General features: G+C 42.7%; 13 protein-coding genes. 7 read left to right on the top strand and 6 right to left on the bottom strand.

Annotation, left to right across the window (positions count from 1 at the left end; genetic code table 11):
• Positions 1-215 precede the first annotated feature (215 nt).
• Entirely contained in the window at positions 216-1,175 is a 960-nt protein-coding gene (locus TI10_RS19160) for a polysaccharide deacetylase family protein (protein ID WP_049584947.1), read from the top strand.
• 371 nt (positions 1,176-1,546) lie between these two features.
• On the opposite strand, the gene rfaC is transcribed toward TI10_RS19160, so the two are convergent.
• Genes rfaC through rfaD form a run of 3 tightly spaced genes read right to left on the bottom strand, consistent with a single transcriptional unit; the run spans position 1,547 to position 4,510 of the window.
• Entirely contained in the window at positions 1,547-2,512 is a 966-nt protein-coding gene (rfaC, locus tag TI10_RS19155; RefSeq protein ID WP_049584946.1) for a lipopolysaccharide heptosyltransferase RfaC, read from the bottom strand.
• The gene (gene rfaF / locus TI10_RS19150; RefSeq protein ID WP_049584945.1) at positions 2,512-3,561 is read right to left on the bottom strand and encodes an ADP-heptose--LPS heptosyltransferase RfaF; all 1,050 of its coding nucleotides are present in this window, start codon (positions 3,559-3,561) and stop codon (positions 2,512-2,514) included. Before rfaF ends, rfaC begins: the two co-directional genes overlap by 1 nt.
• A 10-nt stretch (positions 3,562-3,571) precedes the next feature.
• The gene (rfaD, locus tag TI10_RS19145; RefSeq protein WP_049584944.1) at positions 3,572-4,510 is read right to left on the bottom strand and encodes an ADP-glyceromanno-heptose 6-epimerase; all 939 of its coding nucleotides are present in this window, start codon (positions 4,508-4,510) and stop codon (positions 3,572-3,574) included.
• Positions 4,511-4,743: 233 nt separating this feature from the next.
• Between rfaD and kbl the strand changes: the two genes are divergently transcribed.
• Both kbl and tdh read left to right on the top strand, forming a co-directional pair.
• Positions 4,744-5,940: a glycine C-acetyltransferase gene (kbl, locus tag TI10_RS19140; protein WP_049584943.1), complete on the top strand. Its 1,197-nt coding sequence runs from the start codon at positions 4,744-4,746 to the stop codon at positions 5,938-5,940.
• A gap of 9 nt (positions 5,941-5,949) precedes the next feature.
• Positions 5,950-6,975, top strand: a complete 1,026-nt coding sequence (gene tdh, locus TI10_RS19135; protein ID WP_036811235.1) for an L-threonine 3-dehydrogenase — start codon at positions 5,950-5,952, stop codon at positions 6,973-6,975.
• 133 nt (positions 6,976-7,108) lie between these two features.
• Here tdh and TI10_RS19130 read toward each other — a convergent pair whose 3' ends face one another.
• Entirely contained in the window at positions 7,109-8,020 is a 912-nt protein-coding gene (locus TI10_RS19130) for a divergent polysaccharide deacetylase family protein (protein WP_049585042.1), read from the bottom strand.
• A 4-nt stretch (positions 8,021-8,024) separates the two neighbouring features.
• A complete protein-coding gene (gene envC / locus TI10_RS19125; protein ID WP_049584942.1) occupies positions 8,025-9,332 on the bottom strand; it encodes a murein hydrolase activator EnvC in 1,308 nt (435 codons plus the stop codon).
• Positions 9,333-9,687: 355 nt separating this feature from the next.
• On the opposite strand from envC, the gene TI10_RS19120 reads away from it, so the two are divergent.
• From TI10_RS19120 to cysE, 4 genes are all read left to right on the top strand, one after another.
• Positions 9,688-10,125 (top strand): rhodanese-like domain-containing protein, encoded by a 438-nt coding sequence (locus tag TI10_RS19120; RefSeq protein WP_049584941.1) that lies wholly within the window; start codon positions 9,688-9,690, stop codon positions 10,123-10,125.
• A gap of 69 nt (positions 10,126-10,194) precedes the next feature.
• Entirely contained in the window at positions 10,195-10,671 is a 477-nt protein-coding gene (gene secB, locus TI10_RS19115; protein ID WP_036778561.1) for a protein-export chaperone SecB, read from the top strand.
• On the top strand, positions 10,671-11,693 hold the full coding sequence (gene gpsA / locus TI10_RS19110) for an NAD(P)H-dependent glycerol-3-phosphate dehydrogenase (protein WP_049584940.1): 1,023 nt from the start codon (positions 10,671-10,673) through the stop codon (positions 11,691-11,693). The genes secB and gpsA overlap by 1 nt, the downstream gene beginning before the upstream one ends.
• A 44-nt stretch (positions 11,694-11,737) precedes the next feature.
• Entirely contained in the window at positions 11,738-12,559 is an 822-nt protein-coding gene (gene cysE / locus TI10_RS19105; RefSeq protein WP_049584939.1) for a serine O-acetyltransferase, read from the top strand.
• Between the two features lie 98 nt (positions 12,560-12,657).
• Here the strand turns inward: cysE and TI10_RS19100 are convergent, their stop codons facing one another.
• On the bottom strand, positions 12,658-13,356 hold the full coding sequence (locus TI10_RS19100; protein ID WP_049584938.1) for a class I SAM-dependent methyltransferase: 699 nt from the start codon (positions 13,354-13,356) through the stop codon (positions 12,658-12,660).
• Between the last annotated feature and the right edge of the window lie 448 nt (positions 13,357-13,804).

Here is a 13,804-nt window from a genome sequence, read left to right as displayed (position 1 = left end):
AAAGCCTCGGAAATTAAAAGAATTGATAGAGGGAAAAACAACTTTCTGAAAAATCTAACATTTCATTTTATAAAGTTTTTTATTGATAAGATTAGATACGAAATATAGGGTTTAATGAGATATAGAGCTGTTATATATATGATAAGGTAATTGCACTATTTTATAGATCTGCGTACTATAAAGCCATCATTTTATTCTATTGTGGGCATATTCTGATGACTCGACCTGCATTTATTATCACTATTGATACTGAGGGCGATGACCTGTGGCAAAATCACGGTCAGATCTCGACAAAAAATACCCATTATTTACCAAGATTTCAGCATTTATGCGAGCGCTTTGGTTTTAAGCCAGTTTGGTTGACGAATTATGAAATGGCAATGGATGATTTATATATTGAATTTGCCAAAGATATTATTGCCAGAGAACAGGGGGAAATTGGCATGCACCTACACGCCTGGAATAACCCACCACTTGTGCCTCTGACAGACGATGATATGCGTTATAAGCCTTATCTGATTGAATTTCCAAAAGAACAAGTTAGAGCCAAAGTTGATCTCATGACTAAGTTATTGGAAGACAAACTACAGATTAAAATGTTAAGTCATCGGGCAGGTCGTTGGGCATTTAATGAATATTATGCTGAATTGTTGGTGGAATATGGTTATCAAGTCGATTGTTCAGTAACGCCACGGGTTAATTGGCGTTTCACTAAAGGCGATCCTAATGGCAACGGTGGAACTGACTATCGTCATTTTCCATCTTATGCCTATTTTATGGATTTGCAGAATATTGCTAAAGAAGGTGATTCTCCTTTGCTGGAAGTTCCTATGAGCATTCAATATAAACATCCTCCGCTGATGAATTTTCTTAAACAGAAATATGATAGCTTACGTGGGAAACAGCGTTCCCCATCTGTTAACTGGTTAAGGCCAAAGGGGGGCAATCTGGCGCAAATGAAAAAAGTGGTCCAGCAGACATTAGCAGAAGGCTGTGATTATGTTGAATTTATGCTGCATTCATCTGAATTTATGCCTGGTGGTAGCCCGACATTTAAAAATGAAGAACAGATTGAATTACTTTATCAGGATCTAGAGGCACTATTTAACTATTTACAGCCACAGGTTCAAGGAATGACATTGGCTGAATATTATCAATTTAAGAGATCATCATGATTAATAAAATAGAATTAATATAAAGATATTAATAGAGATTCACTTAATTTTGGGCAGATAATACTGCCCAAATTAGGCTAGATGTTAAATATATTGTTTTTTAAATTAGAGTGTATTTTATTAATAATATAAAGTTAAAAGAAAGTTCTTATATGATATAGTTTTCGATTAAAAAATTTAAATAATATATTTTCTATCAATTAGATTAATGGGGGAATATGACTTGAAATTATTTAAATCTATTATTATAAATCGCTTATTTTAATAAGGGGATAAATAATATAGAAGATGATTTATAGTGAATTGTTTGTTTTCAATTAATGATTAAAAACTCAGGCGCCTACCAGAAACGCCTCAGATTTAATCATTAATCAGCCAATATTTTTCTGGAGATGAGCTAATACCTTCGATGGTGTAATACTGTTGATATTCCCATCCTCTGCTTTTAAAGATATTTGTTCCTTGCCATAACCACCAATGAGTCCTGGATCTGTCGGACCAAACAGCGTGATATTAGGGCGATCCAATGCGGCAGTGAGGTGACTCAGGCCAGTATCAACAGAAACAACCGCTTTTGCACCGGCCAGTTCTTGGGCCACTTGTGCCAAAGTCAGCTTCGGTAATACTTCCACATGAGGGAAGTTTTCCGCTAGTCTCAGCGCACGTTGGTATTCATGTTCTGCACCCCAGGGGAGTTTAACTCGTACACCCGTCGGCTGAATTTCAGCAATGAGTTGCCGCCAATGGCTTTCCGGCCAATGTTTTTCATCGCGAGTTGTGGCATGGAGAAAAACCAGATAATTGCTCTGATTTTCTGGGTGCGGGTGCAGAAAATGACGGGCAATTCCATAATCGCCCTGTGCTGCTGGTTTGATATAACCCAGGCTGACAGCAAACAGTTCCCGGATACGTTCTACGGCGTGCTGTTGCTTGCTGACTGCATGACAGCGATCATAAAAAAAACTTGCTAATGGCTCACGGATACTTTTGCGGTCATAACCATGTTTAGGACCGTAAGCTAATCGGGTGACCAAAAATGCGCTTTTCAATAACCCTTGAGCATCAATGATGGCATCATATTGATGTAATTTTAATTTCTCTCTGAATAAACGGCGTTCTGCACGAATTTCTGGACTAAACCAGTTTTTGCGCCAGCGGCGGATAGCAACAGGAATAATTTGATCAACAACACTGTGCCAGCCAGGAATTTGGGCAAAACCTTCCTCAACTACCCAATCAAAACGGATGTCAGGTAAGTTTTTTTCTGCGTCAGTCAGTGCAGGGAGCGAGTGAAGAACATCGCCCATAGAAGAAGTTTTAACCAGTAAAACCCGCATTAACTCTGGTTCTCCGCTTGTAATAATTTTTCCAGGGAAGAGCTCACCTGCTCTGGCTGAATATCAATTAGACTCTGATGATAGCCATGTGCGCTGTCACCTTTTCTGACTTTGTGATAGCCAGTAATAAGACGGATAACTTCCGCTTTATCGGATAATGGAGGGGTAAAATCTGGGCTACTTGGGCCGTAAAGTGCAACCAGAGGGCGATTAAGCGCTGCGGCAACGTGCATTAAACCAGAATCGTTAGTAACAATAGCATCACAGGCCGCAATAATATTGACTGCCTGTTCAAGAGAGGTTTGTCCGGCAAGATTGATGCAGTATTCACGGGCTTCTCCTGTCAGTGATTTGCGGATATCCTCTCCACCTTCGTGATCTTTGGCAGAGCCGAATAGTAGAATTTGATATCCTTTTTCAGTAATAAGCTGTTGAGCTAACGCGGCATAGTGATAATGCGGCCAGCGTTTTGCCGGGCCAAATTCTGCGCCGGGGCAGAAACCGATGATGGGCCGATGATCAGAAATATTGAATGCTGCGGTGGATTCAGCAATATCCTCATCACTGACATCGAGTTGAGGCCAAAGCAATGGTTGAGGCAGGTCTGCCGCACTATTGGGTTTTGTATCGTAAGCCAATGCGGCGTAGCGTTGAACCATTAATGGGAAGGCTTCTTTATTCAGTGTACGAATATCATTGAGCAATCCATATCTCATTTCACCGCGCCAGCCGGTGCGCAGAGGAATATTGGCGAAGAAAGGCACCAAGGCAGATTTGAAAGAATTTGGCAGCACATAAGCGCGATGATATTTACGTTCACGCAGAGCAACCCCCAAACGACGGCGTTCGCCTAATGCCAGTGCGCCATGCCCTAATGGCATAGCCAATGCTTGATTGACCTCCGGCATTTTGTCCAGCAGTGGGCGGCACCAGGCTGGGGCCATCACATCAATTTCTGCATTAGGATGCAAAGCCTTTAATGTTCGGTAAAGGCTCTGCGACATCATCATGTCACCCACCCACGAAGGGCCGATCACCAATATTTTCATAGCGAGTAGATTACTTCTCCTGATTAAGCCAATGCATATATTCCGTTACCCCTTCGGCAACGGTTTTGAATGGTTTATCATAACCCGCTGCCCGAAGTTTAGTCAGATCTGCTTGCGTGAAGCTCTGATAACGGCCTTTCAAATGTTCAGGGAAATCAATATGCTCAATAGTTAGTGATTTATCTTGATGGAATTCAACAACGGCATCTGCAACCGCCTGGAAAGATTCAGCACGACCCGTTCCGCAATTATAAATACCGGAAACGCCGTTTTTCCAGAACCAAAGATTAACCGCAGCGGCATCGCCAACATAAATAAAATCACGTTGAAAGCTTTCACTGCCAGCGAATAGTTTTGGGTTTTGTCCCTGATTGATTTGATTGTTCAAATGAAAGGCAACACTCGCCATACTACCTTTGTGCCCTTCACGTGGCCCATACACATTGAAATAACGGAAACCACAAATTTGTGAATCAGCTTGAGGCAGGATCTCCCGAACATATTGGTCGAACAGAAACTTAGAGTAACCATAAACATTAAGTGGTTTCTCATATTGACGCTCTTCGATAAAATTATCAGTGCGGCCGCCATAGGTTGCTGCTGAGGAGGCGTACAGAAAAGGAGTGCCGCGTTCAAGGCAATAGTGCAGCAATTCTTTTGAATATTGATAGTTATTATCCATCATATATTTGCCATCCCACTCGGTTGTGGATGAGCAAGCGCCTTCATGGAAAATAGCGTCAATATCACCGAAATCATCACCGGCCAGAATACTGGCAATAAACTCTTCCTTGTCCATGTAATCAGCAATATCTAAGTCAGCCAGATTGGCGAACTTAGTACCATCTTTCAGATTATCTACGACCAGAATATCTTTATATCCTTCGTCATTTAGTGCTTTGACAATATTGCTGCCAATAAATCCAGCACCGCCAGTGACAATAATCATCCGACTCACCTCTACAATCGGGTTAATGAAGCAAATTGCTTCTATAATAACATCTAACATCCATGACGACAGTAGCTTAAGCAGGGGAATATACTGAAATATTATGGTCATTCAGGTTGCATGGCGTGACGGATACGGCAAAGTTAATATTATCTGCCTGATAGAGTCGTCAGTTGCCTGATCAATGAGTAAAATGTGTAATGACCCTTTATTTATAAATCAGGAGAAAATAAATGTCAGCATCATTTTATCAGCAAATTAATGAACAATTAGAACAAGCCCATTCCGAAGGGTTATTCAAAAATGAACGTATCATCACTTCTGCACAAAATGCTGACATTGCTGTAGCCGATGGCAGTCATGTTATTAACTTCTGCGCAAATAACTACTTAGGTTTGGCTAATCACCCTGAGCTTATTGCGGCTGCTAAAGCGGGAATGGATAGCCACGGTTTTGGTATGGCGTCTGTTCGCTTTATTTGCGGGACTCAGGATACTCATAAAGAGCTGGAGAGAAAACTGGCGGAATTTTTGGGCATGGAAGATGCCATTCTTTATTCTTCTTGTTTTGATGCTAATGGCGGTCTATTTGAAACGCTGTTTGGGCCGGAAGATGCCATTATCTCTGATGCGCTGAACCACGCTTCTATTATTGATGGCGTCCGTTTATGCAAGGCGAAGCGTTATCGTTATGCTAATAATGATATGCAAGAACTGAGAGCGCAATTGGAGAAAGCCAAAGCAGATAATGCACGCCATATTGTGATTGCAACCGATGGTGTGTTCTCAATGGATGGCGTTATTGCTGATTTAAAATCTATCTGTGACCTGGCTGATGAATTTGATGCGATGGTCATGGTGGATGACTCCCATGCTGTTGGTTTTGTTGGCGCTCATGGTCGTGGTACGCATGAATATTGTGACGTAATGGATCGTATTGACATCATTACCGGCACATTAGGTAAAGCGTTGGGGGGAGCTTCTGGCGGCTATACTGCGGCGCGTAAAGAAGTTGTTGAGTGGTTGCGTCAGCGTTCACGTCCATATCTGTTCTCTAACTCACTGGCGCCGGCGATTGTTGCGGCATCCATCAAGGTGCTGGACATGCTGAAAGAGGGAGATGCATTGCGTGATCGTCTATGGAAGAACGCTAACCTGTTCCGTGAAAAAATGACAGCAGCAGGTTTCACTTTAGCAGGGGCTGACCATGCAATCATTCCTGTCATGTTAGGCGATGCAAAATTGGCGCAGGAATTTGCCGCAGAATTACTGAAAGAAGGCATTTATGTGACTGGTTTCTTCTATCCGGTAGTCCCTAAAGATCAGGCCCGTATCCGCACGCAAATGTCAGCGGCGCATACGGAAGAGCAAATTGAACGCGCAGTTACGGCGTTCACGCGAATTGGTAAGCAATTGAACGTAATTGCATAAGGCATCTCTATGAAAGCATTGTCGAAGTTAAAAGCAGAAGAAGGCATCTGGATGACTGATGTGCCCGAGCCAGAGTTGGGGCACAATGATGTGATGATCAAAATCCGTAAAACGGCGATTTGTGGTACGGATGTGCACATCTATAACTGGGATGACTGGTCGCAAAAAACCATTCCTGTACCGATGGTTGTCGGTCATGAGTATGTTGGCGAAGTCGTTGCTATTGGTCAGGAAGTAAAGGGTTTTAAAATTGGTGACCGGGTGTCTGGCGAAGGGCATATTACTTGTGGTTACTGCCGTAACTGTCGTGGCGGCCGTACTCACTTATGTCGTAATACCATTGGCGTAGGGGTAAACCGCCCTGGTTGTTTTGCTCAATACTTGGTTATTCCCGCATTTAATGCGTTTAAAATCCCAGATAACATCTCTGATGAGCTGGCTTCTATTTTTGACCCATTTGGCAATGCTGTTCACACCGCGCTTTCGTTTGATTTAGTTGGCGAAGATGTGCTGGTTTCTGGCGCTGGCCCCATTGGTATTATGGCTGCGGCAGTCTGTAAGCATGTGGGGGCGCGTCATGTTGTTATCACAGATGTTAACGAATATCGCCTTGAACTGGCGCGTAAAATGGGGGTTACCCGTGCGGTGAACGTCAGTCAGGAAAATCTGACCGATGTCATGGCGGAATTGGGTATGACGGAGGGTTTTGATGTTGGTTTGGAAATGTCCGGCGCCCCGGCAGCGTTTCGTACCTTATTAAATACCATGAATCACGGCGGTCGTGTCGCATTGTTGGGCATTCCTCCATCAGATATGGCGATTGATTGGAATCAGGTGATTTTCAAAGGCTTGTTTATTAAAGGTATTTATGGCCGTGAAATGTTTGAAACTTGGTACAAAATGGCTACGTTGATTCAGTCTGGTTTGGATCTGACCCCCATTATCACTCACCGGTTCTCTATTGATGATTTCCAGAAAGGCTTTGACATCATGCGTTCAGGGCAGTCTGGTAAGGTTATTCTGAACTGGGATTAATCAGTAAAGTTACTACTAAGATTAACAGGCGCTTTTAGTTTTTGAGCGCCTGTTTAAGGCATTAGCAATATTGCAAGCTATCATCGAATAAATAGAAATAACAAGATAATTGGTTATTTCTTAAAATGATTTTCTATTCTGTTTTATCCTGAGACTTATTTCCGGCCAGTTTCTGGATGTATCGACTCACTGTGTTCACAATAGGATTATCAACCAGAGTATCGCCAATAACCGCCAGATAATCTTGGCTGGTAACTGTAATGGGGGCCTCTTTTATTTCACACAGCTTGCCCCATTTATGGTGATTACCCCCAACAGGTTTGCCGCTTAACAACCTACTTGGGCTGACTAACTCAATATCCGCGGGAAGCGTTGGCAGCATCTGCTGTAATGCGCGAATGGTTGTTGAATGAGGATGACCGATAGCAATAGCGGAACCATTTTTACGAGCAATGGAAATAGCACGATTTAACTGATGGCGAGTTTCCGCTTCTGATTGCACATCATCGAGGAAAACATTACGGCGGATAACGCGAACAGGCGTGCCTTGCGCGGCCTTTGTTGCCTGAGTGTCGCCAATCGTCACGCTGTCGAGAAAATAGAGGTTATAACGAGACAGTGATCGCATCACTTTCTGCATTCCCGGCAAGCTTGAAGTCATCGCGCTGCCCATATGGTTATTGATTCCTACAGCATAAGGAACTTTTTGTATTGCCCGCTGGATAATGCGGTCAATTTCTTCACTGCTCATGGTTGGCAGGAGCGTATCCGGTTCTAACAATTGCTTACTTAAAGGCGCCATTGGCAGGTGGATTAAGATCTCACGCCCTTGTTTATGGGCTTTTTCGGCCATCTCCCTGCCATGCGGTGAATCCGGCAAAATGGCGATAGAAACCGCAATAGGCATCTGCAATATTTTGTATTCATTATGAGGACGGTAGCCAAAGTCGTCGATAACAATAGCTAAACGGGCAGCGCTGGCTTGTAGGCTCAAAAGTAACAGGGTGGTAGTACCAATGAGTTTTGCGAACTTGCGTTGTCTCACCTGATTATCTCCCAAGCCACGGTTGAGGGTTTACCGCTCTTCCTTGACGGCGAATTTCAAAATAGAGTGCGGATTGTTGCTGACCGCCGCTATTACCGACCAATGCAATAGCTTGTCCGGCCCGAACTTGCTGGCCGACCCTGACTAGGGCGCTCTGATTATAGCCATAGAGACTCATATCACCTTTACCGTGCTCTATAACGACAACCAGCCCATAGCCTTGCAACCAGTCAGCCAGCAGCACCCGGCCATCGGATATCGCTTTGACTTCAGTGCCTTCTGTGGCCGAAATTACCATGCCTTTCCAGCGCAATTCGCCTTGCAGCGCTTCACCAAACTCATGTATCACCTTACCGTGGACAGGCCAGATTGCCTGACCAGCCGGACGGCCAAGGCCACCGGTACGCGCCATCAATGCCCGCTCATCTTCAGTGGGTTTATAGCTAGAGCCTTTTTGCTGTGCTTGCTTCTGTTTCGCTGCAATTTGAGCACGGACACGGGCAGCTTCTCTGGCTTCTCGTTCAGCCCGTGCTTTCGCTTCCCGTTCTGCTTTAGCAATTTTATCTCGCAGACGGGTTTCATTTTGTTTTAGTTCAGCGAGATTTTTCTGGTCTTTCTTTAAGGAAGACTCCAGCTCAGTTAGAGTTTTTTGCCGGGCATTGCGGGCGACTTCCATTTGCTGTTTCTGTTGCTGCTGCTCAGTCAGAACTTGTTTTTGCTCTTCCTGTTTCTGTTGCTCAAGTTTTTTCTGTTCGGTTAAATCAACGGCTGTTTGTTCAAGTTTAACAATGGTGTCCTGACGGGCTTGATTAAGGTAGCTATAGTAAGCAAGTATGCGCTCATCTCTCTTGCCCTCTTCTCCTTTGAACATGAGTTCAAGCCCTTGATGTTGCCCTTGACGAAATGCAGCATCCAATTGGCGTGCCAGCATATCTCGTTGCGCTTTCTGTTGTTTTTCTAATTTTTTGATGTTGGAGACTAGAGCGGTAATCTCTTTATTCAGCTTACTGAGTTGAGTTTGAGTGTTGTGTAGGGATTGACCAATTTTGGAAATGGTATTTTCCTGATCTTTTAGCTGATTTAGCAAAGAACTTCGTTTTTGCTGCTGTTGTTGCACACTTTTCTCTTTCTCCGCGATGTTTTGTTGGAGATCTTTCAGTTGATTTTTATTGGCGATAATTTGATTTGCAAAGGTATTAAAGCTGAAAATAACAAATAGGAAAGCATAGAACAATGGGGCACAGATATTATTCCGCCATGAGTTCCGATTGCGCCGATAATTACGGCTATGTATTTCCTTGTTGTCAGCCATTTCTGTAAATATACCTTGCTACATATGCGCTAGATTATTTCATGATGAACAAAGAGTTACCAGATGCTACGCTGATTTTTTACACTTTCAGATAATGCTGTCTTAACATCGAAATCGAATAATAATAAACATATTAGCCTATTTATCGTTGAAATGCCTGCATACATTCAGTGTGACAGGGCAGATGCGAGTAATGTACTTAACATGCTTCATTTTCAGGATATTTTTATTTTTTCTCGAAACTCTCCGCAAAATTTGCATTGCGCTTGTGCTATTTGGCTGTAATTGACGCATCACAAAGGTATACTCTGGAATCTTAGATATTTGTTATTAACCAACGGGAGTTGTTGCCCCCATGCTGCAAGAAATCATGCAATTTATTAACCAGCATATGACCTTAAGCCTCATCTGGATTGCGCTGCTGGTTGCCGTTATTGTAACTACAACGAGAGGTTTCTTCTCTAAAACCAGAGAGATAACTCGTGCTCAAGCTATTAATCTGATCAATAAAGAAGAAGCCATCGTCGTGGATTTACGTTCCCGTGAAGATTTCCGCAAAGGGCATATTATTGGTTCAGTAAACCTGACTCCCTCTGAAATTAAAGACAACAATTTTGCTGAGTTGGAAAAACACAAAAAGCAGCCTGTAATTGTTGTTTCTGCGAATGGCACTGAATCTCGTACTCCGGCAGAGAATCTTATTCGTGCTGGTTTTGAACGCGTATGTTCCTTGAAAGAAGGTTTGGTTGGTTGGACAGGCGAAAACTTGCCATTGGCGCGTGGTAAAAAGTAATCATTTTGGGCGTGAATGGCGACATTCACATAAAAAATTTAATAAGGACATCTAAAGGTAACAATTATTATGTCAGAACAAAGCAATACAGAAATGGCTTTCCAGATCCAACGTATCTACACCAAAGATATCTCTTTTGAAGCACCAAACGCACCGCAGGTGTTTCAGCAGGAATGGCAGCCGGAAGTAAAACTGGATCTGGATACAGCTTCCAGCGAATTGGCTCAAGGGGTTTATGAAGTTGTTCTGCGTGTGACTGTAACGGCAACGTTGGGAGAAGAGACGGCATTCCTGTGTGAAGTACAGCAAGGGGGTATTTTCTCTATTGACGGTATTGAAGGGACTCAGCTAGCTCACTGCTTGGGGGCATACTGTCCGAATATCCTGTTCCCATATGCTCGTGAATGCATCACTAACTTGGTTAGCCGTGGTACCTTCCCACAGCTGAATCTGGCTCCAGTAAACTTTGACGCCCTGTTCATGAACTACCTGCAACAGCAGGCGGAACAGTCTCAGGGTGGTGAACAAACTGAACAGGAAGCTTAATGAATAGTACTGTTTCTATGACAGTGATCGGTGCCGGTTCATACGGCACCTCATTAGCCATTACGCTGGCTCGTAATGGTCATAATGTTGTACTTTGGGGACATAATCCAGAACATATTAGGGCATTACAACAGGCGCGTTGTAATCAGGAATATCTGCCGGATGTTTCCTTTCCTGATAGCTTATTGCTTGAAACAGACCTCATAAAAGCACTAACAGCGAGCCGTGATATTCTTGTTGTGGTGCCTAGCCATGTGTTTGGTGAAGTGTTAAAGCAAGTAAAACCACATCTACGGCCTGATTCACGTATCGTCTGGGCAACTAAAGGCTTGGAAGCGGATACTGGTCGGTTATTACAAGATGTAGCCCGTGAGATATTAGGCAATGCAATACCGTTAGCGGTGCTCTCAGGGCCAACATTTGCTAAAGAGTTAGCGGCTGGTTTGCCTACTGCGATTGCTATTTCCGCGACGGAATCTGCTTTTGGCGATGAACTTCAGCAATTATTCCACTGTGGCAAAAGCTTCCGGGTTTATAAAAATCCTGATTTTATTGGCGTTCAACTCGGTGGCGCCGTAAAAAACGTGATTGCCATTGGTGCGGGGATATCTGATGGTATGGGTTTTGGCGCTAATGCTCGTACTGCCTTGATTACTCGTGGATTGGCGGAAATGAGTCGCCTTGGCACAGCGCTTGGTGCTGATCCTTCAACCTTTATGGGCATGGCGGGATTGGGCGATTTGGTCTTAACTTGTACTGATAACCAGTCACGCAACCGTCGTTTTGGCATGATGCTGGGGCAGGGAATTAGTGTCGAAGAAGCCCAATATCAGATTGGACAGGTTGTTGAAGGTTACCGCAATACCAAAGAAGTACGTGCGTTGGCTGATCGTGCCAATGTAGAAATGCCGATTGCAGAACAAATCTATCAGATACTCTATTGCAATAAAAATGTGGTAGAAGCTGCTCAGGCATTATTAGGAAGAGCCAGAAAGGATGAGAGCGATGATGTGCGCTCTTAAATAAAAATCTAATGAGATAGGTTCTAAGTGTGAGAGTAAAAAATATGTCGCTAGAGGAATTGGACGAAGTTTGGAAGAACATAAAAACAGAGGCGAGAGCACTGGCTGAATGTGAACCGATGTTGGCCAGTTTTTTTCATGCAACGTTACTCAAACATGAAAATCTTGGTAGTGCCTTAAGTTACATACTGGCTAATAAGCTGGCTACGCCGATTATGCCGGCTATTGCTGTCAGAGAGATCGCAGAAGATGCATATAATTCAGATCAGCAAATGATTGTCTCTGCTGCCCGCGACATCATAGCGGTACGTCTACGTGATCCCGCTGTAGATAAATACTCGACTCCTCTGCTGTACCTTAAAGGATTTCATGCTCTACAAGCCTATCGTATTGCCCATTGGATTTGGGGAGAAGGGCGTAAGGCATTGGCTATTTACTTGCAAAACCAAATCTCGATGTCTTTTGGCGTTGATATTCATCCGGCAGCAAAGATTGGTTGCGGCATTATGCTTGACCATGCTACAGGCATTGTGATTGGTGAAACGGCAGTAGTGGAAAATGACGTTTCTATCCTGCAATCCGTCACCCTTGGCGGTACTGGTAAAACAGGGGGTGATCGTCATCCGAAAGTCAGGGAAGGGGTGATGATTGGCGCAGGTTCGAAAATACTTGGCAATATCGAAATTGGTCGTGGAGCCAAAATTGGCGCAGGTTCAGTTGTACTTCGCTCCGTTCCGCCACACACAACAGCCGCCGGGGTGCCTGCCCGTATTGTCGGTAAACCTGAAAGCGAAAAGCCATCATTGGATATGAACCAACATTTTAATGGTATCAATCATGGCTTTGAGTACGGTGATGGGATTTGATTTATCGAAATCTGGATATTAATAATAGCTATCATATTTTCACATGTTGAATGTGGAAATATGATTTTGCACGCTTAACTTATTAAATCCTCTATAAATTATTTTTTTGCTACACCTATTATAATATAGTGCCAATCTTTAGGAACGACTTTATTTAGAACTTTATTATCTAATACTCCTAAAAATCTTCTTTGAAATTCATTCCTACCAAGCGTAGCAAGGAATCCTAATGTTGTATAATTAACATTTGAAAATGCTGATAAATAATCGGTCATTTCCTTGGCGGTAACATAGCCCCAAGTATTTCCCCAATTAACGTAATTTTTCCTGAGGAATTTATGTAATGGTGATGCAACCAGATTTTCTGCAAACCAAAGTTCACCCCCTTCTTTTAATGAATGAAAGATTTGATTAATAGCCTCTTTTTGTGCTGCTTTATTGAAATTATAACCGACAGCACCTAATACTGATTTAAACATAACAATATCAAAATGGTTCTTATATTTAATATCCGATGCGTTTAATTTATCATATTGAATACTCTTTTCTATATTATAGCGCTGATGTTTCTCCAGTGCCTTTGGCGTAGGGCCATCTAAATCAGTACATAAGACATTTGCTCCATTCAATGCTGCCCATAATGATAACCCACCATTTCTACTACCTAGCTCTAGAATATTAGCTGACTTTAATTCTAATCCAGAATGATCTTGCCAATATTTTAAGGAATGGCTCCAATTATATATGTCCCATTCTATGACATCATGGAGAAATTCTGTTGAATTTTTTGCTTTCATAGCGTACCCAATATATATCAGTGAAAATGAGTTGTCTTAATACTAACTTTATTAAATTATTATGATCTAAATAGTTTGACAAAATAGTAGATCATTTGAGGAAATTAACCCTGATTAAGTTATATGAATCAACTTCTAAAGTGAAAAAATTCCCCAATAGAGTTAATTTATACTAATCATAGCATCTACTTCCTGCGATGAATTATGATTTAACGCAAAAACTTGTTCAGAAAACCTAGATAAAAACTATGCCCTTGTTTTCCTAACGATACATTATGAGTAAATTCTGTTACTTACATCGGCAATTTGCCTATCTTTTGTCGGAAGGGATATTGGAGCACTGAGCTGGTAACCATCGTGGTCGTACCATGCTTTATCCGAAAACATGACGAAAATGGTTGTTTGGTTCTCACCGTGGGTCTGGTGCAGAGCTGCATTTCTGTGACCC

Source organism: Photorhabdus luminescens subsp. luminescens, assembly GCF_001083805.1.
Taxonomy (GTDB): Bacteria; Pseudomonadota; Gammaproteobacteria; order Enterobacterales; family Enterobacteriaceae; genus Photorhabdus; species Photorhabdus luminescens.
The sequence above is the reverse complement of the archived record's forward strand: the minus strand, read 5'-3'. Positions and strand labels throughout refer to the sequence as shown.

Bases quoted from the DNA above. Each gene is read 5' to 3' on its own strand.
- envC (WP_049584942.1), bottom strand. From the start codon at position 9,332: ATGGCTGACAACAAGGAAATACATAGCCGTAATTATCGGCGCAATCGG.
- rfaF (WP_049584945.1), bottom strand. From the start codon at position 3,561: ATGAAAATATTGGTGATCGGCCCTTCGTGGGTGGGTGACATGATGATG.
- rfaD (WP_049584944.1), bottom strand. From the start codon at position 4,510: ATGATTATTGTCACTGGCGGTGCTGGATTTATTGGCAGCAATATTGTC.
- rfaC (WP_049584946.1), bottom strand. From the start codon at position 2,512: ATGCGGGTTTTACTGGTTAAAACTTCTTCTATGGGCGATGTTCTTCAC.
- secB (WP_036778561.1), top strand. From the start codon at position 10,195: ATGTCAGAACAAAGCAATACAGAAATGGCTTTCCAGATCCAACGTATC.
- kbl (WP_049584943.1), top strand. From the start codon at position 4,744: ATGTCAGCATCATTTTATCAGCAAATTAATGAACAATTAGAACAAGCC.
- TI10_RS19120 (WP_049584941.1), top strand. From the start codon at position 9,688: ATGCTGCAAGAAATCATGCAATTTATTAACCAGCATATGACCTTAAGC.
- gpsA (WP_049584940.1), top strand. From the start codon at position 10,671: ATGAATAGTACTGTTTCTATGACAGTGATCGGTGCCGGTTCATACGGC.
- TI10_RS19160 (WP_049584947.1), top strand. From the start codon at position 216: ATGACTCGACCTGCATTTATTATCACTATTGATACTGAGGGCGATGAC.
- cysE (WP_049584939.1), top strand. From the start codon at position 11,738: ATGTCGCTAGAGGAATTGGACGAAGTTTGGAAGAACATAAAAACAGAG.
- tdh (WP_036811235.1), top strand. From the start codon at position 5,950: ATGAAAGCATTGTCGAAGTTAAAAGCAGAAGAAGGCATCTGGATGACT.
- TI10_RS19100 (WP_049584938.1), bottom strand. From the start codon at position 13,356: ATGAAAGCAAAAAATTCAACAGAATTTCTCCATGATGTCATAGAATGG.